At 54.3% G+C, this 21,748-nt stretch carries 25 protein-coding genes; 13 read left to right on the top strand and 12 right to left on the bottom strand.

Translation table 11 applies throughout. The features are described from left to right. Positions 1 to 28: 28 nt before the first annotated feature. From HC248_RS02190 to fliE, 12 genes are all read right to left on the bottom strand, one after another. Positions 29 to 406 (bottom strand): response regulator, encoded by a 378-nt coding sequence (locus tag HC248_RS02190; RefSeq protein WP_168921083.1) that lies wholly within the window; start codon positions 404 to 406, stop codon positions 29 to 31. A gap of 12 nt (positions 407 to 418) precedes the next feature. Next, on the bottom strand, positions 419 to 1,384 hold the full coding sequence (gene motB / locus HC248_RS02185; RefSeq protein WP_168921082.1) for a flagellar motor protein MotB: 966 nt from the start codon (positions 1,382 to 1,384) through the stop codon (positions 419 to 421). A gap of 20 nt (positions 1,385 to 1,404) precedes the next feature. Next, a complete protein-coding gene (gene motA, locus HC248_RS02180; RefSeq protein ID WP_168921081.1) occupies positions 1,405 to 2,268 on the bottom strand; it encodes a flagellar motor stator protein MotA in 864 nt (287 codons plus the stop codon). Positions 2,269 to 2,307: 39 nt separating this feature from the next. Beyond that, positions 2,308 to 2,955 carry a flagellar transcriptional regulator FlhC gene (flhC, locus tag HC248_RS02175; RefSeq protein ID WP_168921080.1) on the bottom strand — a complete coding sequence of 216 codons (648 nt, stop codon included), beginning with the start codon at positions 2,953 to 2,955 and terminating at the stop codon, positions 2,308 to 2,310. Positions 2,956 to 3,003: 48 nt separating this feature from the next. Beyond that, the gene (gene flhD / locus HC248_RS02170; protein ID WP_168921079.1) at positions 3,004 to 3,318 is read right to left on the bottom strand and encodes a flagellar transcriptional regulator FlhD; all 315 of its coding nucleotides are present in this window, start codon (positions 3,316 to 3,318) and stop codon (positions 3,004 to 3,006) included. Between the two features lie 209 nt (positions 3,319 to 3,527). Next, the gene (locus HC248_RS02165; protein ID WP_168921078.1) at positions 3,528 to 3,824 is read right to left on the bottom strand and encodes an EscU/YscU/HrcU family type III secretion system export apparatus switch protein; all 297 of its coding nucleotides are present in this window, start codon (positions 3,822 to 3,824) and stop codon (positions 3,528 to 3,530) included. Then, entirely contained in the window at positions 3,814 to 5,220 is a 1,407-nt protein-coding gene (gene fliK / locus HC248_RS02160; RefSeq protein WP_168921077.1) for a flagellar hook-length control protein FliK, read from the bottom strand. The genes HC248_RS02165 and fliK overlap by 11 nt, the downstream gene beginning before the upstream one ends. Positions 5,221 to 5,265: 45 nt before the next feature. After that, complete coding sequence (locus HC248_RS02155) at positions 5,266 to 5,610, bottom strand: flagellar protein FliT (protein ID WP_168921076.1); 345 nt, start codon at positions 5,608 to 5,610, stop codon at positions 5,266 to 5,268. Position 5,611: 1 nt separating this feature from the next. Next, complete coding sequence (gene fliS, locus HC248_RS02150; RefSeq protein ID WP_168921075.1) at positions 5,612 to 6,088, bottom strand: flagellar export chaperone FliS; 477 nt, start codon at positions 6,086 to 6,088, stop codon at positions 5,612 to 5,614. Between the two features lie 10 nt (positions 6,089 to 6,098). After that, positions 6,099 to 7,538: a flagellar filament capping protein FliD gene (gene fliD, locus HC248_RS02145; protein WP_168921074.1), complete on the bottom strand. Its 1,440-nt coding sequence runs from the start codon at positions 7,536 to 7,538 to the stop codon at positions 6,099 to 6,101. A 254-nt stretch (positions 7,539 to 7,792) separates the two neighbouring features. Next, positions 7,793 to 8,905, bottom strand: a complete 1,113-nt coding sequence (locus tag HC248_RS02140; protein ID WP_168921073.1) for a FliC/FljB family flagellin — start codon at positions 8,903 to 8,905, stop codon at positions 7,793 to 7,795. A 232-nt stretch (positions 8,906 to 9,137) separates the two neighbouring features. Continuing rightward, positions 9,138 to 9,467, bottom strand: coding sequence for a flagellar hook-basal body complex protein FliE (gene fliE, locus HC248_RS02135; protein WP_168921072.1), 330 nt, complete (start codon positions 9,465 to 9,467; stop codon positions 9,138 to 9,140). Positions 9,468 to 9,963: 496 nt separating this feature from the next. On the opposite strand from fliE, the gene fliF reads away from it, so the two are divergent. The 13 genes from fliF to fliR all read left to right on the top strand — a co-directional run bounded on the left by fliF (position 9,964) and on the right by fliR (position 21,728). Further along, positions 9,964 to 11,673, top strand: a complete 1,710-nt coding sequence (gene fliF / locus HC248_RS02130; protein ID WP_168921071.1) for a flagellar basal-body MS-ring/collar protein FliF — start codon at positions 9,964 to 9,966, stop codon at positions 11,671 to 11,673. After that, positions 11,666 to 12,661 carry a flagellar motor switch protein FliG gene (gene fliG, locus HC248_RS02125; RefSeq protein ID WP_168921070.1) on the top strand — a complete coding sequence of 332 codons (996 nt, stop codon included), beginning with the start codon at positions 11,666 to 11,668 and terminating at the stop codon, positions 12,659 to 12,661. Before fliF ends, fliG begins: the two co-directional genes overlap by 8 nt. Then, a complete protein-coding gene (gene fliH / locus HC248_RS02120) occupies positions 12,645 to 13,469 on the top strand; it encodes a flagellar assembly protein FliH (RefSeq protein WP_168921069.1) in 825 nt (274 codons plus the stop codon). Before fliG ends, fliH begins: the two co-directional genes overlap by 17 nt. Then, entirely contained in the window at positions 13,462 to 14,913 is a 1,452-nt protein-coding gene (gene fliI, locus HC248_RS02115) for a flagellar protein export ATPase FliI (protein WP_168921068.1), read from the top strand. Before fliH ends, fliI begins: the two co-directional genes overlap by 8 nt. An 18-nt stretch (positions 14,914 to 14,931) precedes the next feature. Next, positions 14,932 to 15,393, top strand: coding sequence for a flagellar export protein FliJ (gene fliJ / locus HC248_RS02110; RefSeq protein ID WP_168921067.1), 462 nt, complete (start codon positions 14,932 to 14,934; stop codon positions 15,391 to 15,393). Positions 15,394 to 15,468: 75 nt separating this feature from the next. Beyond that, on the top strand, positions 15,469 to 17,235 hold the full coding sequence (locus HC248_RS02105; RefSeq protein WP_168921066.1) for a flagellar hook-length control protein FliK: 1,767 nt from the start codon (positions 15,469 to 15,471) through the stop codon (positions 17,233 to 17,235). A gap of 137 nt (positions 17,236 to 17,372) precedes the next feature. After that, positions 17,373 to 17,855 (top strand): flagellar basal body-associated FliL family protein, encoded by a 483-nt coding sequence (locus tag HC248_RS02100; RefSeq protein WP_168921065.1) that lies wholly within the window; start codon positions 17,373 to 17,375, stop codon positions 17,853 to 17,855. Between the two features lie 22 nt (positions 17,856 to 17,877). Continuing rightward, entirely contained in the window at positions 17,878 to 18,888 is a 1,011-nt protein-coding gene (fliM, locus tag HC248_RS02095) for a flagellar motor switch protein FliM (RefSeq protein WP_168921064.1), read from the top strand. Next, on the top strand, positions 18,881 to 19,330 hold the full coding sequence (gene fliN, locus HC248_RS02090) for a flagellar motor switch protein FliN (RefSeq protein ID WP_168921063.1): 450 nt from the start codon (positions 18,881 to 18,883) through the stop codon (positions 19,328 to 19,330). The genes fliM and fliN overlap by 8 nt, the downstream gene beginning before the upstream one ends. After that, positions 19,327 to 19,902: a flagellar biosynthetic protein FliO gene (gene fliO / locus HC248_RS02085; RefSeq protein ID WP_238342693.1), complete on the top strand. Its 576-nt coding sequence runs from the start codon at positions 19,327 to 19,329 to the stop codon at positions 19,900 to 19,902. Before fliN ends, fliO begins: the two co-directional genes overlap by 4 nt. After that, a complete protein-coding gene (fliP, locus tag HC248_RS02080; protein WP_168921062.1) occupies positions 19,902 to 20,651 on the top strand; it encodes a flagellar type III secretion system pore protein FliP in 750 nt (249 codons plus the stop codon). The genes fliO and fliP overlap by 1 nt, the downstream gene beginning before the upstream one ends. A 13-nt stretch (positions 20,652 to 20,664) precedes the next feature. Then, entirely contained in the window at positions 20,665 to 20,934 is a 270-nt protein-coding gene (gene fliQ / locus HC248_RS02075) for a flagellar biosynthesis protein FliQ (protein WP_168921061.1), read from the top strand. After that, complete coding sequence (gene fliR / locus HC248_RS02070) at positions 20,934 to 21,728, top strand: flagellar biosynthetic protein FliR (protein WP_168921060.1); 795 nt, start codon at positions 20,934 to 20,936, stop codon at positions 21,726 to 21,728. The genes fliQ and fliR overlap by 1 nt, the downstream gene beginning before the upstream one ends. The last annotated feature ends 20 nt before the right edge of the window (positions 21,729 to 21,748 follow it).

Genomic DNA, 21,748 nt, shown 5'->3' with positions numbered 1-21,748 from the left:
AGGCGTCGCCGCGCGCATCAAACCAGCATCAGTCGTCAGACTCGGTCAAGCTGCTGACCACTGAAAGCAAGGTCTCCGGCTCAACTGGCTTACACAACCAGCCGTTGGCGCCAGCTTGACGGGCCTCAGATTTACTGCTGTCGTTGCTAATTGTGCTGAGCACAATGATGGGAATAGTCTGGCAGTCGGGCAAACCCCTGACCTGACGCGTGAGTTCGCAGCCATCCATAGGGTCCATATTCCAGTCTGTTAATACCAAGTCCAGCTCACTGCTACGCGCATGAGCCAGTGCGCTAGCGCCATCGGCGGCTAGCAGCACGCGGTAGCCGCCGGACTCTAGAACGGCGCAATTGATCTGCCGCATAACCGCAGAATCATCAACGACGAGTATGGTTTTTTTTGTCATAGTGCTGATTTTTTAATTCACTGAAATAGCTGGAACTGCAGCGGGAACTAGGGTGCTTGAAGCGCCAAAATCACCGTTCGCACCGGCTGATTTTTTAGCCGGAACACGGTTTGTCTTTATCTCTGACTCTGTGATTGACGAATGGCCAGAGGCATTCGCTGTTTCAATCGCCAACTGCGTTTTGTTGTTGAGCACAATAATGCTGATGCGTCGGTTCTCGTCCGCCAAAGGATCATCTTTAACAAAATTCATGCTCGAAGCCAGACCCATGACACGCAAGATTTTTTTATCTTCCATGCCGCCTGCCACCAGTTCGCGCCGCGAAGCATTGGCACGATCAGCAGACAGCTCCCAATTGCTATACGACTTATTGCCTTGAAAATAAGAGGTCGCGTCGGTATGACCGGACAAAGTGACTTTGTTCGGATGGGTGTTGAGCACCGGGCCAAGCTCGCGTAGCAAGGTGCGCATATAGGGCGCTACCACCGCACTCGAGCGTTCAAACATAGGACGATTTTTGCTGTCAATAATTTGTATCCGCAGGCCTTCAGGCGTGATTTCTATCAGCAGTTGCGGGCGCAATTCTTTTAACAGCGGATCGTTCGCAATCATTTGATCAAGCTTTTCTTTTAGTTCGTCCAAACTTTTTTTGTCCGAAATTTCTTGCGCCTCGCTAGTAGTCTTAATCAGTTCACCCTCGGCAGACGTAGGGTCGTCGCCACCGCCGGGGATCACGCTAGAGGAATTGCTAGACTTCAAGCCGCCATTAACCGCCACTTTGAGCGGCATTTTGAACTGATCGGCCACCCCTTTGAGCTGCGCAGGCGTAGAGGTGCTAAGCAGCCACATCACCAAGAAAAACGCAAACATAGCCGTCATAAAGTCGGCAAACGCAATCTTCCATGCGCCGCCGTGATGCGCCGCAGCGATCACCGGGCGCTTGATGATGATGATTTTTTTATGCGAGCCGTCAGACATGGTGAGTTGCGCCGCGCCGCTTAACGGTTTTTGACGTCACGCACATGACCATCGAGTTCAAGAAAAGACGGCCGTTCTGTTGAAAACAAAATCTTGCGGCCAAACTCCACCGCAAGCTGCGGGGCATAACCGTTCAAACTCGCCAGCAGCGTCACGCGTATGCACTGGTAGACCTTGAGAGACTCGGCAACCTTGTGCTCGACCAGTGTGGCCAGCGGTGAGACGAATCCATAGGCCAGCAAAATACCCAGAAAAGTGCCAACCATCGCATGCGCGATCAGCGCACCGAGAACCGAGGGCGGTAAATCCGCCGATGCCAGCGCATGCACCACGCCTAGCACCGCCGCCACAATGCCTAATGCCGGCAAGCCGTCACCGACGCGGGCCAAGCTGTGGGCAGGCGCTTCGGCTTCGTGCTTATAAGTTTCCAGCTCATGCTCCATGAGCTCGCCAATCTCGTGCGCATCGGTATTGCCGCTGACGATTAGGCGCAGGTAATCGGTCAGGAATTCGAGTACAGCAGCGTCTTTAAGAATCACTTGATAAGGCGCGAAAAGTGGGCTGTTTTGCGGATCGTCCACATCCGACTCCAAGGCCATCATGCCTTCCTTACGACCCTTGGACAGCATCACATACAGCAAGGCCATCAACTCCATATACAAAGCCTTGTCATGCTTTTTGGAGGCCTTTAAAAGCTTAGGAATTTGTTTAAACGTGGCACGAATAGTCTTGGCATCGTTGGCGGCAATAAATGCGCCGGCGGCAGCACCGCCAATGATCAAAACCTCAATCGGCTGGAACAACACACCAAAATGCCCACCCATAAGAGCGTAACCACCAAAGACCGACGCCAAGACGATGAAGTAACCAAGAAGTACCAGCAAAACATTCTCCGACAACAAAAGGCAAAGGGGGAGCCGGACTTATAGCCGGGCTTTGTTCATCACGTCGGCCAGCCACTGCGATGACGCGTCAGCTGACTGGACTGATTTCTCTATGTTGCTCACCAAGCTCAAACCGGTTGCACGCTTAGGCAGTGGTGGCGACTCTAGGTTCAACTTGCGGGTCTTACCGGCGCGCGACGGCGGACGGCACAACACACAGACATAGTTGTTTTGTGGCTCGTGGGCATGGGCCACAAAAAAGCCGGTGCAGCGCGTACAAGTACTTAACTGCAACATGTCGCTGTCGAAAAACCGGACCAATGTCCAAGCGCGGGTGAAGTCGAGGATTGGCTCATTGCCCTGATGCTCTACCTGCTCAAGATAGAGCCGGTAGCTTTTGACAATCGCTGAAATCCGCGTGCAACCACCGTGGGTAATCATGAAACGGTAGATGTTGTAGAACATTGACGAATGGATGTTGGACATCCACGTCATAAACCAATCCGTAGAAAAAGGCAACAAACCCTTTGGGGGTGACACGCCACGGATTTCTTTGTACAGCTTGATTAAACGGTCGCGGCTAAGGCCAGTTTCAGCTTCCAGAAACTGCAGGCGAGCACCGAGTTTGATCAAGTCAATTGCAAGGTGAATTTCACGCGCTTCGCGGATGACACTTTTACCGACCATCGCGCAAAAACTCCAGCGTTGTTTTAAAAGTTAAACAATCTAGACAGCTCAATGCGTCAATGCCACTTGTTGACCCGCCAACAAAATTGCCGTGTGCGCTTGCTGCAGTTGAACATTTTTGCCGTCCTGCGTCAGCGCGCTGAGAATCGGATGGTCATCAAAACGGAAACGGCACAGCACCAAGCTCGAAGCCGAAAGCTTGACAATTTGCTGCAGCGACAAACCGCCCAACAAGTCGGCGAGTTCGCGGCTAATGCCTAGGCGAAACATGGCCACGGCAACATCTTCGCGAACCAGCCGCTGCGCAAGCAGCAGATAGGTAAGGTTTAAATCACCAATTTCGTTGGTATTCGTTGCAGTCATAGGAAGCCTCCGGGCACACTGATATTTTTTTAAGACAAACCAATTGATTTTTCACTATACAAATTGACAGAAACTATTTATTACAAATATAATAAAATAATTACTTGTATCGAATTTATAAAGATATTTAATATTTAGTTAAATTAATCGACAAAATTGATAATAATTTAATTTTATGTCGATTTAAAGAAATTTTGACTAATAAGCACTCATGTAATGGCTTCGTTTTCAAGTTCTTGAAGCCAATTCAACATTTCAGCCACAACTAGATAAAGACTGGGCGGTATTTTTGCATCTAAATTAACATTTACTAACAATTTGACCAATTCTGGTGAGTTGTGAACGTAAACACCACTCTCTTTTGCTGAGCGAATAATTGCCTCAGCCACATCCCCGTAGCCTTTGGCGATCACGACAGGCGGCTGATCTGGGTCTTTATAGCTCAGGGCAACCGCACTCAAGCGCGGCCTATCGGCGGCTGAAAACGGATTGTCTTTATCCGGCATGGGGATTGTCCTGCTGGCTTTGCGCCTCAAGCGCTGAAATCTGCAGCGCAGAAAGTGCCAAACCCAAAGCTGAAAACCGCTCGGCCAGTTCATGGCCGCGTCTACCCATCAAGTTCAAGGTGTTTTCCGCGCTAGCAGCCAGCCGTAACTGCAGCTGCGCGCCCGATAGGCTAAGGTGAACGTCGACGACTTTTAAGGACGGCAAAGTCAGCACCAAATGGGTAGTCCAGTTAGGGCTTGGTGGCTCAAGGCTTTCATCACCAGGCTCGCGCGGCGCAGGCTCTTCTTGGCGAACTTCCCACTCCATGGGCGAGCCCGGCCAAGCCTCGCCCGACCAGCGAAACTGCGGCACGGCCAGCAACTCAAGCTGCTGGCGTACCAGCGCCAAGGCCTCGGGATGAACCGCAACAGCAGCACTAGAAACTGCGCCTACATCCGCACGCTGCAGCCGATCTGGCAACGCATCATCAAGCGGCATATCCGCACCAACTCCATCGCCAGCACTTGCGCCAACGTCAGCATTAGTCAAATTAAGGTTGGCCGCGGGAGTATTTGGCATGCTGAGCTTGCCGCCTAACAACTGCGCCGCCGGACCATAAACCAGTGGCAGTCCAACCGGCACAAGAACTGCGGCGGGTGCAGCGCTAGCCGGCGTAGGTGAATTAATGGCGGTAGTAGGCAAGGAAGTCGCCGCAACCCTTGGCGCAGCATCAGCCGCGTCTGCGCTGACGATCAGACCAGTTAAAGCCGTCGCCGCCACTGAGGCTTGCACGCCCAATTTGGCCTGCGGCTCTAGCGCCAACGCAGCGCGAGTCATCTTGCCCGTCATCAGGTCAAGCAAATGCGATTCATAAAACAGGCCGGATTGACTGATCACACTGGCAAGAGCGGCAGCCGTAGGCCTTGTACCTATTGCGGCAGCGGATGGCAGCAAAGCTTGACCGCCTTTGATGACAGCGCCGCTATTCATGCCGCTATTTATGCTGTTGTTAGAGCCCCGGTTAACACTGCTGTTACCAGCCTCATCAACACCGCTGCTAGCTGCGTTATTTATGCCGTTATTTATGCCGTTATTAGCGCCATTAGTTGGACCGCTCTTAAGGCCACTCGGGCCCGCATCAGCATCAAAATTGATTGCCAGCAAGGCGCTCAAGCTACGCGCCGTGGCACTGAGCTTGACATCAGGCGAGCTTAAATCTAAATCGGCCAGCGCCGGTTTGCCATCTTTTGGCGCTTTGCCATCACCCAAGTCTTGCAGCAGTTTAGGCGGCAGCTGACGCAGCAAGGCCTCGCGCGACGGCCCGCGAATGTCTTTGTCCATGTCCGAAGTGGGCAAAGCTGTGGCCGCGACAGGCGCGGCAAGACCAGACTGCCCGCTTAGCTTAGTAAGCTCCATGCCCACTTTAGGCTAGCCAAAGTAGCAAAGCGCTCAGGCCAAAAATCACAGCCAGGCTTCTTCGCTTTGTCCATAAGCCTTTTGCAAGCTTTGCTGCTGTTCCATACTTTTAAGCGCAGCGCTCAACACCGCCAACTGCGGCATCACCATGTCATGGATTTGAACGTGCATGGCATTGATGCGGGTGAGCAAATAGTATTTGCGCGCCGTCTGCTCTTGGTCTAGTGAGTTGTGCGGTTCAATCAATTGCAGGCGCGCCACGCAGTCGCTGTACTGCGCTTCTTGCGCCGGCAACTCGCCCCACTGAGCGCTACTGGCTGAGGCCAGCATTTGCTCAGCCACGCGGCGTATGGTTTCGTAGCAATGCATCACTTCGCTGTGTGAACTCATCTCAAGCTCCTACTGAAAAACGGGTTGTGGTTGGCACTTGATCGCTCTGGCTTAGCGCGCTGGTTTTTTGTGGGTCTATCTCTTGCCAAGCCGAACTCAGGTTGGCGAGCAATCGCTCGGCCTCATCTAACAAGGCCGGGTCGTTGCGCAAATTGGCATACATCAAGCGTTGGCAAATGTAGTCATACAGCGCACTTAAATCCGCCACCAAAGCCGCACCCGCAGGGCCTCCAGCCTTTGCATCCAAGCTGGCTTTCAGCCCGCTATCAACAATATTGATGGCCTTAGAAATCGCATTGCCCTTGGCCTGAATTTGGCCCTCTGCCATGTGGTGACGGGCCATAACAATGGCGGTTTTTGCGCCATCGAAAAGCATGCTGATTAGCTTGTGCGGCGAGGCGCTCATGGCGCCGGTTTCCGAAGCGACTTTACCGTAAGCACCAGCGCCAGCACTGTAAGTATTAGAGGAGCTATACATAAAAGACACCTTATTTGCCAGCGCTAGCGTTGATGGCGGCAAACTGCGCCGTCAAGTAGCTGCCGGTCGCATTCAAACGGGAAATCGTGACGTCAAGCTGTGTGAACTGCGCTTTATAACGCGCTAGGGTCGCATCTATGCGCGTGCTCGAGTCTTGATATTGTTTGTCTAAGCGTTTTAAAGAGCCGGTTAGTCCATCAAAGGCGGCCGTCAAAGTGCCACCGGGGGAGGTGAAATCCAAGGCAAACTTAGAGATCTGCTTGCCGAAACCGGCAGTATCCGTCGCCGTACCGGCAAACAACTTGGCCACGCCGGCGAGATTGCTGCCAATAGCGGTATCGAGCTTGGCAGAATCTACCGTCAAAGTACCGTCCTTCTGAAACGACACACCAACATCAGACAGCACCGTTAAGTCGCCAGCCGCACCGCTTTGCGCAGAGGTCAATGCCGTGCGCAGCTGCACTTGCAAATTGCGCAGTGTCGAGTCACCCGACAAGGCCGATCCCTTTTTGGTATCGGCGTCATAGCTCGTTAGCGATTTACCCACGCCAAGCAAATTGTTGTAAGCCGCCACAAAAGCGCTCACAGCAGACTTGGCGCTGCCCGTGTCAGACGCAACAGTGACCGTGCTGTCGCCGGTTTTAATCAAGTTTAGCGTCACGCCTTGCAAGGACTCGTCTACCGTGTTGGTAGCGCTAGAGATGGACAAGCCATTAACCGTCAGCTGGGCATTTTTAGCCGCTGCGGTCTCGGTCAAAGTCGACGAGCCGGTCGGGTCATATGACAGTAAATTGCTGAGCGCAGCATCTCCGTCCACAGAAATCTTCAGACTAGAAGCCGCACCGGTATCGGTTGAGGCAAGCAGCAAACGAAACGGCGTACCGCTGCCATCATTGACTATGCTGGCCGTGACGCCTGAATCTTTTTGGGCATTAATCGCATCGCGAATGCCTTCCAAGGTATTGCTTTCAGCCCCCACCACAATCGTGGCTGAAGTGCGCGCCGCATTCTTCTCAAACGAAGCTGAGCTGGCGGGGTTGGTTGCTGCCGGTGTGAAAGTACCAAAGTCTATGGTCACAGTGCCGCTGCCAATCGCTGTAGTAGAGCTGGTCTGCCCCGCAGTAGCCAAGGTTTGTGCTTGCGCCAACTGGCTGACATTGATGGCGTATTTTCCTGCGGGAGCCGTGGTTTTTGCGCTGGCGGTGAGTACGGTATTAAAGCTAGAGTCCGCTTTCACGCCTTGGAACAGGCTTAAATCAGCCAGCCTAGCCGACGCTGTTTGTAGCGAAGACACACCACTTTGCAACTGACCATAAGCCGAAAGCTTGGTGGTAATAGCCGCGCCTCTGGCGTCAAGCGCCAGCAGGGGCTGCCTTTCAGAGGTGGTTAACTGCGCGAGTAAACCACTTAAATCAAGGCCTGAGCCCACGCCTAAACTTGAAAACGCCATCGTCACTCCTTATCCCTTCAGTTGAACTAGAAAGCTGGGTTAAGCAGCAATCCTTGCAATTTATCCAGCGTCTTGGTAACACGCAGCATTTCTTCTACGGGCACTAAGCACTCGCACCTAGGCATAGGCCTAAGAAAGAGTGCTTAAAGTCTGCTTCAGATAGGTCGGATAAAGCCCAAAGCGCTATACCCGACACTGTTTTTACTATTTGAAAGCAGCCGAGTGGCGCAGCGCCAGCCCGACCGACTTTAAAATTAACGCAGCAAAGACAACACGCCCTGTGTCGACTGGTTGGCCTGAGCCAACACCGAAGTACCGGCCTGTTGCAAGATGTTGGCACGTGTCAAGTTAGAAGCTTCAACCGCGTAATCCGCATCTTCAATACGTGAGCGTGAAGAAGCCAAGTTAGTCAGTGTGGTGCCGAGATTGGAAATCACAGAGTCAAAACGGTTTTGCACCGCACCGAGGGAGCCGCGCAGGGAGTCGACTTTTGCCAAGGCCGCATCAATTTTTTCCAGTGGATTAGCTGTACCGGCTAATCCGGTTGATGCATCAGTTTCGAAAGCAGCTTTAGCAGCTGCCAAACCAGCGGCGTCAGTGAAATTTTGTGTCACCACGCCAGTTGCTGCATCTACAGCGCCAGCATCAAGTTTGTATTTATTACCTTCACTGTCCCCAATTGCGTAATTAGCAAACGTACCCGCAGCCTGATCAAATGCTCCGTAACCTTGCAACGTTAAAGCACCACCAGGGCCGTTAGCTACGTCAAATGAAACTGTAGCTGTAGTTTTTACACCTGCGCTAGAACTCGTAATTGAAGTGAGTGGATCCGACAAACCCGAAACGTTAAAACCATTTAAACCTAAAGTGACTTTGTTTATTTCTTGCAATTCAATATTGATAACCTGACCGTCATTAGCACCGACTTGGATAGCCAAGCTTTTATCAGCTGTAAGCACTTTTGTGCCATTAAAGTCAGTTTGTAAAGATGTACGGTCGATTTCATCTAAGCGCTGGGTAATCTCAGCCTGAATTGAGGTTCTATCAGCAGCGGAGTTGGTGCCATTGCTGGACTGCACTGCCAACTCACGGATACGCTGCAAGTTGGTGTTGATCTCGCTCAACGCGCCTTCAGTGGTTTGTGCTAACGAGATGCCGTCGTTCGCATTACGCGAAGCTTGTGTCAAACCCTTGATGTTGGAAGTAAAACGGTTAGCAATGGCCTGGCCAGCTGCGTCGTCTTTGGCGCTGTTGATGCGCAAGCCCGAAGACAAACGCTGAATGGCGGTGTTGAGTGAGCCTTGCGACTTGCTCAAGTTGTTCTGCGTGAGCAGTGACAACGAATTGGTATTAATAATGCTTGACATGGGGAGCTCCTGATTACAAAGGTTGTGGACTTCGGTGTTACCGACACGCTGGCCTTGCTTGCCAAGACTCGCAGTAAGCCACCGTTGTTTTAGTTATCGGCAGACCCGGCGAAAAACTTTAGGGTTGACGAAAAATAAACCGTCATTCAGTCCGTGCTGGCTAAGTCTTGCGCCTGAATTTTCACGCGATGACCTTTGAAAACTTATAAAACGCTAATCCACTCAGACCAAATCAAGCCTGCATATTCATGATTTCTTGATAGGCTTGAACCATTTTGTTGCGCACCTGAATACCAGTTTGAAAGCCGATATTGGCTTTTTGCATATCCACCATCACATCATTGAGCGCCACGCCGGGTGTGCCCATCTCAAACGCCTCGGCCTGTGCACCGGCGCTTTGCTGGAGGTCGTTGATACGCTCTAAAGATTTTCTCAACTCGCCAGCAAAGCCGCCGCCGCTGACTGCTTCGGCATTGCTGCTTGCGCCGCCCGAACCAAGAGTTGCAGACGAGGAGATCTCGCGCATTTGCGCAAGCACTGAGGCGATGGAGGCGATGGTCATAAGATTCCTGGGGTGTTTTTACACCGGTTTACGGACAGTTTTCTCACCCGCTACGGGCATGCTGTGGGCCAAAACAATGCGGGCGTAGACCTAAATATCTGAGCGTTTGATTGACGGCTACAAATGTTTAGGCGCTCAGCAAGAAAGTGCTTGCACTAAACCCTTTTTTCACTCACGAACTAAGCACACACAAAGCATATACAGACGAGAAATTGCGATTGAATGCAGCAAGCGTATCAGCCGAAGGCCTTCAGGCATCGCTGCAAAAGACGGCAAAAACACGGGTTACTCGAGCAATCGATATGCCTGTGCCAAATTCACAATGGTCTTTATTCAGAGGTTCGTCCAGAACCCAAGCCAGAATTTTTTCTCTTGGCACTCCCCCACACCAAAGTTGTATGCATTTAGTTGACCCGTCGCGCTTTTTTATTACCCCACCCGCCGTGTGCAGGCGCAGCGTTTTACGCCTTTGCCGTCGCTTAGAGAGCGGCTGCGCATGACGGGTGACAGCGAGCAGGGCTTGGGCGCGAACAAGCCGGCGTCTTTAATCGACCAACTGCGAGCCAACCCGCGCCTGCCTTTGATGCTGGCTGCGTCTGCGGCGATTGCGGCGATTGCCGCACTCACGCTATGGACGCGTGCGCCTGACTACGGTGTGCTTTACAGCAATTTATCCAATCGTGATGGCGGCGAGATCATCGCGTCGCTGCAGCAGATGAATATTCCCTATAAGTTTGCCAACGGTGGCGGCGCCTTAATGGTGGCGGCGGACAAGATTCCCGAGGCCAGACTCAAGCTGGCCGCGCAAGGCCTGCCCAAGGGCGGCAGCGTGGGCTTTGAATTAATGGATAACCAAAAGTTTGGCACCAGCCAGTTTGCCGAGCAGGTGAACTACCAGCGTGCGCTTGAAGGCGAATTGGCGCGCTCTATCAACTCCATTTCTGCGGTGGAGTCAGCACGTGTGCATTTGGCTTTGCCCAAGCCGTCGCTGTTTGTGCGCGATCAAAAGTCGCCCAGTGCCTCGGTCATTCTCACGCTGCAGCGCGGCAGAAGCATTGACGAGGGCCAGATCAACGCCATCGTGCATTTGATTTCTAGCAGCGTGCCAGAGCTTTCAGCGAAAAGCATTACCGTGGTCGACCAAGCGGGCAATTTGTTGTCTGCGGCTAATTCTGGGACGCGCGGCTTAGATGTCAGCCAACTCAAATACGCCCAGCAAATCGAGCAAGGCTATATGCAGCGCATTGAAGCCATACTCGCGCCCATAGTCGGTGCGGGCAATGTGCATGCCCAAGTCACGGCCAGCATTGACTTTGCAGTGGTTGAAAACACGGATGAAAAATACCGGCCTAACCAAGACGCGGGCACCTCGGCAATTCGCAGCCAGCAGTCAACTGAATCGACCCAACAAGGCGCGGGCGGCGGCATAGGCGGCGTACCGGGTGCGCTGACGAATCAACCCGGCGCAACGCCGGTGGCACCGATAGTCGCAGCGCCGCCGCTGTCAGCGGCCAGTGCGGCTGCCGCTGGGCAACTCAAAAACCCTACGGATTTGAGCGGCAGCGTGCGTAAAGACACGACGATTAACTACGAAGTCGACCGCTCCATACGCCACAGCACGCAAAGCGGCGGCGGCATCAAGCGCTTGTCGGTGGCGGTGGTGGTGAATTACCGCGGTATTGGCAATGCCGGCAAGACCGCCGCACTGTCAGACATTGAGCTTGAGCAAATCAACAACTTGGTGAAAGAAGCCATGGGCTATAACGCCGAGCGCGGTGACTCGCTGAATGTGGTCAACAGTCAATTTTTGGTGACTAAAACCGAACCCGAAATCGTGCTGCCGATATGGCGTCAGCCGGTCAACGTGGCCATGGCCATGGACGCGGGCAAATACTTGCTGATTGGCCTGCTTGGCCTATACCTATGGTTTGCCGCGCTGCGCCCGTTGCTGCGCCTACACCTTGGCATTACACCAGCGCCTGCCAAGACCACGAAAAAAGGCGCGGCGAAAGCCGCCGCTGAAGCCAAAGCCAATGCACTGACCGCTCAAGCAGCGCCATTGACACCCGAGCAACTCGCGGCAGAGGCGAGGAAACGTGATGAGGCCCGTGAGATGGAAAACACCAAGTACGCACAAGACATCGCCGTCAAGGAACCCATGATGGTGGCCATGCTGATTAAAGGATGGATGGAAAAAAATGAGTGAAGAAGGCATACGCAGAAGTGCTATTTTGCTGATGGCGCTGGGTGAAGAGGGCGCGGGCGCAGTACTACAACGCCTGTCGCAACCAGAAATACAAGCCCTCAGCGAAGCCATGGCCTCGCTGTCGCAGGTCAAGCGCGGCGAAGCCAGCGGCGTGCTCGAAGCGTTTCGTCAAGAGACCGAACAGTTCTCGGCCGTCCACGTAGACGCTGGCAACTACCTGCGTACGGTACTCAACAAAGCCTTGGGTAATAACCGCGCCAATGACTTGATAGACAACATCTTTCAACAAGATCAGTCCGCCAACGGCATAGACCGGCTTAATCAACTCGAAGCCACCGAGGTGGTCGAGATCATCAAAGACGAGCATCCGCAAATTATTGCTACGCTCATCGTTCACATGGAACGCGACAAGGCCGCCGAGGTACTGGAAAAACTACCAGAACGCGCCCGCCATGATGCGATTTTGCGGGTCGCTACTTTTGGCGGCGTGCAGCCCGCAGCGCTTAAGGAGTTGACAGAAGTACTGAGCAATTTACTCAGCACCGACGGCACCAAACGCAGCCGTCTTGGCGGTGTGCGTGCGGCGGCGGAAATCGTCAACATGATGAGCAGTGCTTTGGAAGAAAGCGTGGTCAAACACATACGCGCGCACGACGAGATATTGGCGCAAAAAATGGTCGACGAGATGTTTTTGTTCGAGAACTTGCTCGACCTCGAAGACCGTGGCGTGCAGACCTTGCTCAAGGAAATCGAGTCCGAGTCTCTCATCGTCGCGCTCAAAGGTGCGCCTATGGAACTGCGCGAAAAGTTTCTCAAAAACATGTCTGCACGCGCCGCCGAGTCGCTGCGCGAAGACATTGAAATGCGCGGCCCGGTTCGGGTCTCACAGGTTGAGGCTGAGCAAAAAAGCATTTTGGTGGTCGTGCGCCGACTCGCCGATGCTGGCGAGATTGTGATGGGAGGCAAAGGCGATGATTCCTTCGTCTAAACCTGAGTTTGACGTGCCTTCTGCACCGGCCCAAATCGATGACGACGAGTATGCGGCGCTGTTTCCCGGCAGCGCGCAGCGCGCGCCTAAAAGTCTCGACGCCGCAGCCGAGGCAAAGCCAAAAATGACGGCTTGGCAGCGCTGGGAAATGAATTCCATCAACGACGTCAAGCCTGCCGCAGCGCCTAAGCGAGTCGTGCCGACTAAACCCGCGCCGCCCATCTTGAACGACATCGAACTGGCAAAACTGCGTCAGCAAGCCCAGCTTGACGGCCATGCCAAGGGTGAAAAAATCGGTCACGCCGAAGGCTATGCCGCAGGTTATGCCCAAGGCCAAGCCAAGGCCCAAACCGATGCCGCAGAACTCGCCACACAGCAAGCCACGCAGTTACTCGAATTAATGCAATCATTGCCCACGGCTTTGCGCTTGGCCGAGCGCGAAGTGGCCGATGACTTGCTGGCCTTGGCACTAGACATTGCGCACCAAGTCGTAGGCCAAGCGTTAAACCTGGAACCTAAGCTGATTTTGTCGGCCGTGACTTCTTTGCTGCAAGCCGAACCTGCACTGAATGGCACACCGCAACTGCTGCTACACCCCGACGATGCGGCGCTGGTACACGAACATTTAAAAGAAGAAATTCAACACGCCGGTTGGCGCATTCGCACCGACATGCACATCCAGCGTGGCGGCTGCCGCGTCACCTCCACCAGCGGCGAGCACGATGCCAGCATGCCGACCCGCTGGTCCCGCGTAGCCGCAGCCCTGCCCTGCGCGATGCCCTCAGAAACCATGGCTGGCCATGACTGAAGATTCTCCGACTGATGAAAATCAGACGCTAGAAAGCTGGCGCAGCACACTGGTGCAAGCCCGCCAATCGATTGCCGGTAGCGTACCGGTGCGCAGCTACGGCCGGCTAACCCGCGCTGTCGGCTTGGTGCTAGAAGCCGTCGGCCTGCGCTTGCCAGTCGGCAGTGATTGCTTAATCGAATTGCCGCCCGGCTATCCGCAAAAAACGGCGGAAGCTGAAGTAGTGGGGTTTTCTGGCGAGCGCTTATTTTTAATGCCGCAAAGCGAGGTCGATGGCCTGCTGCCCGGCGCCCGGGTTTATGCGGTTGACCCACCGGCTGGTGCGGCAGGTGCATCGGGATTAGGCCCGCGCACCAAGCGCCTACCGGTCGGCATTGGCATGTTGGGCCGGGTGGTGGATGCTGCCGGTCGGCCACTCGACGGCTTGGGGCCGCTGGACTTTTCCCAGCAAGTGCCGCTGTCTGCGGCGCCGATTAATCCCCTCAGCCGGGCACCGATTGACAGTGTGCTCGACGTCGGTGTGCGCGCGATTAACGCCTTGCTCACTGTCGGCAGGGGTCAGCGCATGGGTTTGTTTGCCGGCTCTGGCGTGGGCAAAAGTGTGCTGCTGGGCATGATGGCGCGCTACACCAGCGCCGACGTGATTGTGGTCGGCCTGATCGGCGAGCGCGGCCGCGAGGTGAAAGACTTTATTGAAAACACGCTGGGCACAGAAGGCATGAAACGCGCCGTGCTGGTTGCCGCGCCGGCCGACACTTCGCCGCTGCTCAGGCTGCAAGGCGCGGCCTACGCTACGTGCTTGGCGGAACACTTTCGTGACGAGGGCAAAAACGTTTTGCTCATCATGGATTCACTCACCCGTTACGCCATGGCGCAACGTGAAATCGCGCTTGCGGTTGGCGAGCCACCGGCAACCAAGGGCTATCCACCGTCGGTATTTGCCAAGCTGCCGGCACTGGTTGAGCGCGCCGGCAACGGTGCGCGTGACGCGAATGGCAAGGGTGGTTCCATCACCGGTTTTTACACCGTGCTAGCCGAGGGCGATGACCAACAAGACCCGATAGCCGATGCGGCGCGGGCGATTCTTGACGGCCACATCGTGCTTTCGCGCAACTTGGCCGAGGCCGGTCATTACCCAGCGATAGACATAGAAGCATCAATTAGCCGGGTCATGACAGCACTCATAGAGCCAGCGCAATTTGAATCGGTCAGAAGCTTTAAGCAAATGCTGTCGCGCTACCAACGCAACCGCGATTTGATCAGCGTCGGGGCTTACGCGCCCGGCCATGATGCGCAGCTCGATCAGGCGATTGCGCTGTATCCACGGATTGAATCTTTTTTGCAGCAAACCATGCACGAGAGCGTAGGCTACGAGCAATCCATCGCGCAACTGGCGGACATCTTTCAGTCCATGCCCAAAGCGCAAGCGCGCCGCAATCACTAAAGACTAAGTAAAAACATTATGCAAAACACCTTACCACTGGCTACCCTGATAGAGCTGGCTCAAACCAAAACCGACGACGCGACGCGACGCCTAGGTCAGCTACAAAGCGATCAAATCAGCGCTAACGCCAAGATCGACATGCTGCTGCAATACCGGCAGGAATACGTTGACCAGTTGCAAGTAAAAATGCAGGCCGGCTTGGCCTCTGGTCAACTGCGCAACTACCAACAATTCATCAAAACGCTAGACAGCGCAATAGAACAGCAACGACTGCTGGCGCTGCAAGCCGACCAAAGCCTCGCCAAAGGCCGAGCGGAATGGCAAGAATGTAAGCGCAGCCTGAACTCTTACGGCACGCTGGCCGACAGAGTGCGCCAAGAGGCTTTGCTGCAAGCGGGGAAAAAAGAGCAGCGCGACAGCGATGAGCGCAGTTCGCGCCAATTTTTTACGCGCAGCAGCGATATCGACCCTCTAGCCTAAAACCTAGACCTAGACCTAGACCTAAACCTAGACCTAAACCTAAATTTTCGCAACCCTTGTACAAACCTAACCGCAATGAACATCAATCTTCAGCCCCAAGGCAGCGCCAACGTTCTTGATCTGGGCGCTAGTCGCAGCAACCTGCAGGCGAATGACAATTCGCCCAGCTTTGCCCAAACACTGGCACAGCAATCAAAGCCAACGCAACCATCAGCAGCCAATGCTGGGTCTAGCGCTGCAACTAATGCCGCAGCAGCGGCGAATGCGGCAGCGAATGCCGCATCGAACAACAGAGCCAACACGGCAGCCAATACCGCCATTCAAGCGCAACGCCAAGTCGAGCAACGCCGCCAGCAAGCGGCCCAAAACGAAGCGCCTGCCGCACCAACTCAGACCAGCGAGCCAGCCGACACCAATGCAGTAGTGGACGCCGCCGCCAGCAGCGCAGACAAACTTAAAAAGTCAGCGTCTAAAGACAGTAAAACAGCTGCAGAAGACAGCATCCCAGACGGCCAAGCCGTGCCCGCATTGCAAGCGGCGCAGAGCTTACCCACGCTGGTAGCGCTGACCAAACTCTCGGCAACTGAGCAGACCAACACAGTGCAAAGTGCAGACACTGCGGCCGGTAAAAACGCAGCTGCTTTAGCCTTGCCACTAGGCACAACAACCACGACATCAAGCACCAACCTGACGGATAAAGTCTTGCTGCCAACGAGCAGCGCTAACGGCTCAGCGCTCAAGGCCGAGGCCAACAGTGATGCGGCGAAAGCAGCTGCTGATGCAGACACAAAACCAAGTCTGAGTAGCGCGAAAGATGCAGCAGCAGAACTCAGCAGCCAGACAGCGCGCACGCCAGTCGCCGCGCCAACAGGCAGCGGCGAGCTCGCAACGTCTGCGCTAGATTTACCGGCGGCGGCGGCAGACGCCAAAGTCGCAACCGCATCAACCGTATCAACCGCCGCAGCCACACAAGCGACAAGTAGTGCAGCGGCGCAAGCCAATACTGAGCAAGACTTGCAAAACCGTCTCAGCAGCATCGCGGCCAATCCAGCGCTAGCGCCAGTCAGTACCAACGCGGCGCAGACAAACGCTAAAACCGTGACCTCTGGCGCGGCACAAACGCTGTCTGATGCCAGGGAGTTGCGCGCCCAACAGGCGAGCGCGCCAGTCACCTCGCAAGCCGGGCAATCCGGCCAGAGCTTGTCGTCTGACAGTAGCGGGAAAAATGATGACGCACTGGTCAACGCCGGTTCACGCGACGCCACTGGCGCCCAAAACAGCGGCTTTAACAGCACGCTGAGCGCGGCTCAAAACAGCGTTGTGCAAAGCGCAGTGACGGGCACGGGAGGTACAGTCTTGAACGCTGAAAACCAAGCCACTAGTTCCACTGCGGGCGCACGAAGCTTGGCACCGGCAGTCGGTAGCGAGCAATGGGGCAAAGCGCTGGGCCAGCAACTCGTCAGTCTGAGCCAGCTCGGCAAGCAGTCAGTGGCGTTGGAATTAAACCCACCCGGACTTGGCCCACTCAAGGTTTCGCTGAGCATGAGCGATCAACAAATGCAGGCGGTGTTTGTGTCGGCCCACCAGAGCGTTCGCAGCGCGATAGAAGCTGCACTTCCAGAATTACGCGCTAGCTTAGCCAACAGCGGGATTAGTCTAGGCGACACCTCGGTCAACTCGGGCAATGCCCAGCAGCAAGCGAGTTACTCGCAAAACCAACAATCCCAAGCCGGCTACAAAAGCTACGCCAGCAGCTTGCGTGAGGAGGCCACAACAGACCTGTCCAACAACGCTCCGGTAACGCGAACCCTGCGCGGCGCTAGTCTTGATACCTATGCATAAAATAGTCAGCGTTTAAACCATCAACACGCAAAGCACAGAGGTGAAGCGCTTTCCCCCATTTGATCTGGCTATGCGTTTTTATCGGTTAGAAACCACAATAGCCCACTCCACCCGAATCCAATCCTTCAGAAGAAATCATGGCCACCAGCAAAGAAATCGAAATTGAAACTGAAGTCCCGCAGAAAAAAAGTAAAAAAATATTATTTTTAATACTCGGCAGCTTTTTAGTACTGGCCATGGTCGGTAGCGGCTTCTTTTACTGGAAAACCCAGAGCCAGCAAGCGGTCAAAACAGTTAAGCCTGTAGATCCGATTTTCTATGCGCTAGAGCCCTTCACGGCCAATTTACAACCTGGCGGCAAAGCTCGCTTTGTACACGCTGGCATAACACTCAAATTAGGCGACACCACGGCACAAACCCAACTGGTCCAGTATTTGCCAGAAGTGCGCAGCCGGGTGCTGGCACTGCTATCGAATCGCGACGGTCTTGCGCTCGAGTCGACGGAAGACAGGGATTTACTCGCAGCACAAATTCTCGCCACGTTAAGCCAGCTGTATGGCAGTAATTTGCCACCACCGAAAATCACCAGCGTGATGTTCACCACCTTCATGCTGCAATAAGCCAAGGCACAGGACACCCAACATGGCCTATGACCAGCAGCTATCCCAAGACGAAGTTGACGCCCTACTCAAAGGCGTCACCGGGGATACCGACGCGGCGCCAAGTAAAAAGCCAGAAGCCATCAGCAGCAATGAATTACCGGCCTACAACCTAGGCACGGACGAGCGCATAGTGCGCGGCCGTATGTTGACGCTAGAGGTGATTAACGAGCGCTTTGCGCGGCAGCTGCGCTCGTCGCTGCTGACTTTTATGCGGCGCAGCCCAGACATCTCTGTAGGCTCAATTCAGATCCAAAAATACGGTGAATTCATCCGTCACTTGCCAGTGCCGGCCAACATCAACCTGATGCATATGCTGCCGCTCAGCGGCACTGCGCTGTTTGTGTTTGACCCGAAACTGGTATTTTTGGTGGTCGATAATTTATTCGGCAGCGACGGGCGTTACCACGTGCGCATCGAAGGGCGTGACTTCACGCCGACCGAGCAGCGCATCATCAAGCGTTTGCTCAACGTCACGCTAGAGAGCTACGGCAGCGCCTGGCAACCGGTTTACCCGCTGGAGTTTGAATACATACGCTCTGAGATGCATGCCAAACTGGCCAATATCGTGTCTCCCAACGAGGTCGTGATCAGCACCACTTTTCAAATTGAGTTCGGCCCGATTGGCGGCGCGCTCACGGTCTGTATTCCCTACTCCATGATTGAGCCGGTGCGCGACTTGCTGAGCAATCCGCTACAAGACGAAGTCGCGATTGACAAGCGTTGGGTCAAACAACTGCAGCAACAAGTGCAAAGCGCAGATGTAGAGCTCAGGGCAGATTTTTTGACCCTAGAGTCCAGCATTGGCCAGCTACTCAAGCTGCAAGTCGGGGATGTGCTACCCATCACTATTCCACAGTCCATTTTGGCTCGGGTCAACGGTGTGCCGGTGATGGAATGCAGCTACGGTACCTCTAATAAACACTACGCATTGAGAGTTAAAAAAATGATTAGCCACAGCGACACCGATTTATCCAGAGGCGAGTATGAGTGAGACCCCAGAAGCGGCACAAACCGCACAAGAAGCCATCGACGACTGGGGCAGCGCCATGGCCGAGCAAAGCCAAGCCACAGCTGAGCCAACGCCAGCCGCAACGCCAGAGAGCACCGCACTGCCGGCCGGAGAGCGAGTCTTTCAGCCACTCTTTAGCAGCAGCGACCCAGCGATTAGTAAAAACGACATAGACCGGGTGATGGACATTCCAGTGCAACTCACGGCAGAGTTGGGCCGCACCCGCATCACCATTAAAAGCTTGCTGCAACTCTCGCAAGGCTCAGTCGTTGAGCTTGATGGTTTAGCGGGCCAGCCGATGGATGTTTTCATTAACGGCTACCTGATCGCGCAGGGCGAAGTGGTCGTGGTGAACGATAAATTCGGCATCCGCCTGACCGACATCATCACGCCGTCTGAGCGCATCCAAAAGGTGAGTAAGTGATCTCGGGCTCACTGCCGGTCATGGCGCTGGACCCATTCAAGCACGGCTGTCATTTGCTGCGCTCACTGCGGTTACGCACTGCCACGTTGGTGGCTGGACTGCTAAGCCTCAGCTTAAAAGCCGCGGCCATCATTCCGACGGCTGTGCCTAGCGCTGCGACCGAATCAACCCGCGGCGTGGGCGGTGCGGGCATACTGCAGGCGCTGCTTGGCTTGGCTTTTGTGATCGGTCTGATTTTCTTTTGTGGCTGGGCCGCCAAACGTTTTGGTCTGCGCCAGCCGGGTAGCGGTACGCTGCTCAAACTTATCTCTAGCGTCAGTTTGGGTCAGCGCGAAAAAGTCGTGGTGATTGAAGTCGGCGTGACTTGGCTGGTGTTGGGCGTGACGCCTACCCAAGTGAATTTGTTGCACAGCATGGATGCAGAACCTACTGAATTAGATGACGAGATAGACGAGGCTGGCAAAAGCGGCGCGCCAACAAGCAACAAATCGGGCATGAAACTGAGCGAAGCTTTTGCACAAAAGCTGATGGAAACACTCAACCGTCAACGCCCGCCTGGCAAGGGCAAATAATGCGATTAAGACACTGGACGCAATGCCTCATCGGTCTGGCATTGCTAGTTGGCACGAGCTTACCGGCACTGGCTCAAGGTTTACCCGGCATCACCAGCAGTCAGGGCCCGGGTGGTCAGACTTGGTCACTCAGCTTGCAGACGTTGATACTGCTGACATCGCTGTCTTTTTTGCCCGCGATGCTGCTGTCTATGACCAGCTTCACACGAATTTTGATCGTGCTGGGCTTGCTGCGCACGGCCATGGGCACACAGTCTTCGCCGCCGAATCAGGTGTTGGTGGGGTTGTCGCTGTTTCTGACGTTTTTTGTTATGTCACCGGTTTTGGACAAAGTGCATGCGGATGCTTATCAGCCATTTTCAGAAAATAAAATCAGCGCTGAAGTTGCGTTAGAGCGCGGCATCGCACCGTTTAAAAGCTTCATGCTCAAGCAAACTCGAGAAGCCGATTTGGCCTTGTTTATACGGCTGGCCAAAATGCCGCAACTCGAGAGTCCAGAGCAAGTCACGCTACGCATATTGCTGCCGGCATATGTGATTAGCGAACTCAAAACCGCCTTCCAAATTGGTTTTACGATTTTCATACCCTTTCTCATCATCGACTTGGTGGTCGCCACTGTGCTGATGGCCATGGGCATGATGATGGTGCCGCCGGCAACGATTTCACTGCCTTTTAAACTCATGTTGTTTGTGCTGGCCGATGGCTGGCAATTACTGGTGGGCGCACTGGCACAGAGTTTTTATACCTAAAGCAAAAATTGAAATGACACCTGAATCAGTCATGTCCATGGGCTATGAAGCCATGAAACTCTCGCTGCTATTGGGCGCACCACTGCTGCTGGTGGCGCTGATCACCGGCTTGATCGTGGGTTTGTTCCAAGCGGCGACCCAGATCAACGAAGCCACGCTGTCTTTTATTCCTAAGCTTTTGGCGGTGTTTGCCACGCTGGTGATTGCCGGCCCATGGATGATGGGAGTAGCACTTGACTACATGCGTAATCTGTTTGAGTCCATCCCCAAACTTGTGAGCTGATGGCGCCGGTTTTCTCCATCAGCGCCGGCCAACTCGACGCCTGGCTGGTGGCTTTTCTCTGGCCTTTTGTGCGCATGCTTTCACTCATCAGCACAGCGCCCATCTTTGGTGAAACCGTCGTGCCGCGCAGTGTCAAAGTTAGCATGGGATTGCTACTCAGCATAGTCATAGCGCCCACGCTAGGACCCATGCCAGCTGTCCCGCTTTTCTCCCCGGGGGGCTTTTGGATACTGGTGCAGCAAGTCCTGATAGGCGCAGCCATGGGGTTTTCAATGCGGATTGTGTTTGCCATGGTGCAAGCAGCAGGCGAGTATGCCGGACTGCAAATGGGTTTGTCATTTGCCTCGTTTTTTGACGCGACCAGCGGCGGCAACACCATGGTGGTGTCGCGCCTACTGAACGCTTTGGCGATGATGATTTTTCTCGCCAGTAACAGTCACCTCACCTTGATCAGGCTGCTCGCTGAAAGCTTTACGCTGCTGCCGATTGCGGATGCGCCGCTGGCTTCTGCGGGCTGGTATTTACTGGTGGTGTCGGCCAGCAAAATTTTCGCTGGCGGCTTGATGTTGGCCTTGCCACTGGTCGCTACGCTGCTGGTGATTAACCTAGCCATGGGCATACTCAACCGCGTCTCACCGCAGTTCAGTATTTTCTCTGTGGGTTTTCCGATCACGCTGTTGGTGGGCATGATCATGCTGCAAATATTAATGCCACTTTTAGGCCCGTTTTTACTGCCGCAGTTTGGCTTGGGTTTTGAATCCATCATGAATGTGCTCAGAGGACTTAGGTCTTGATGCTTAAAGCCCAAGCCTCA

Source organism: Polaromonas vacuolata, assembly GCF_012584515.1.
Lineage (GTDB): Bacteria > Pseudomonadota > Gammaproteobacteria > Burkholderiales > Burkholderiaceae_C > Polaromonas > Polaromonas vacuolata.
Note: the sequence above shows the minus strand (reverse complement) of the source record. Positions and strands in the feature narration are given on the sequence as shown.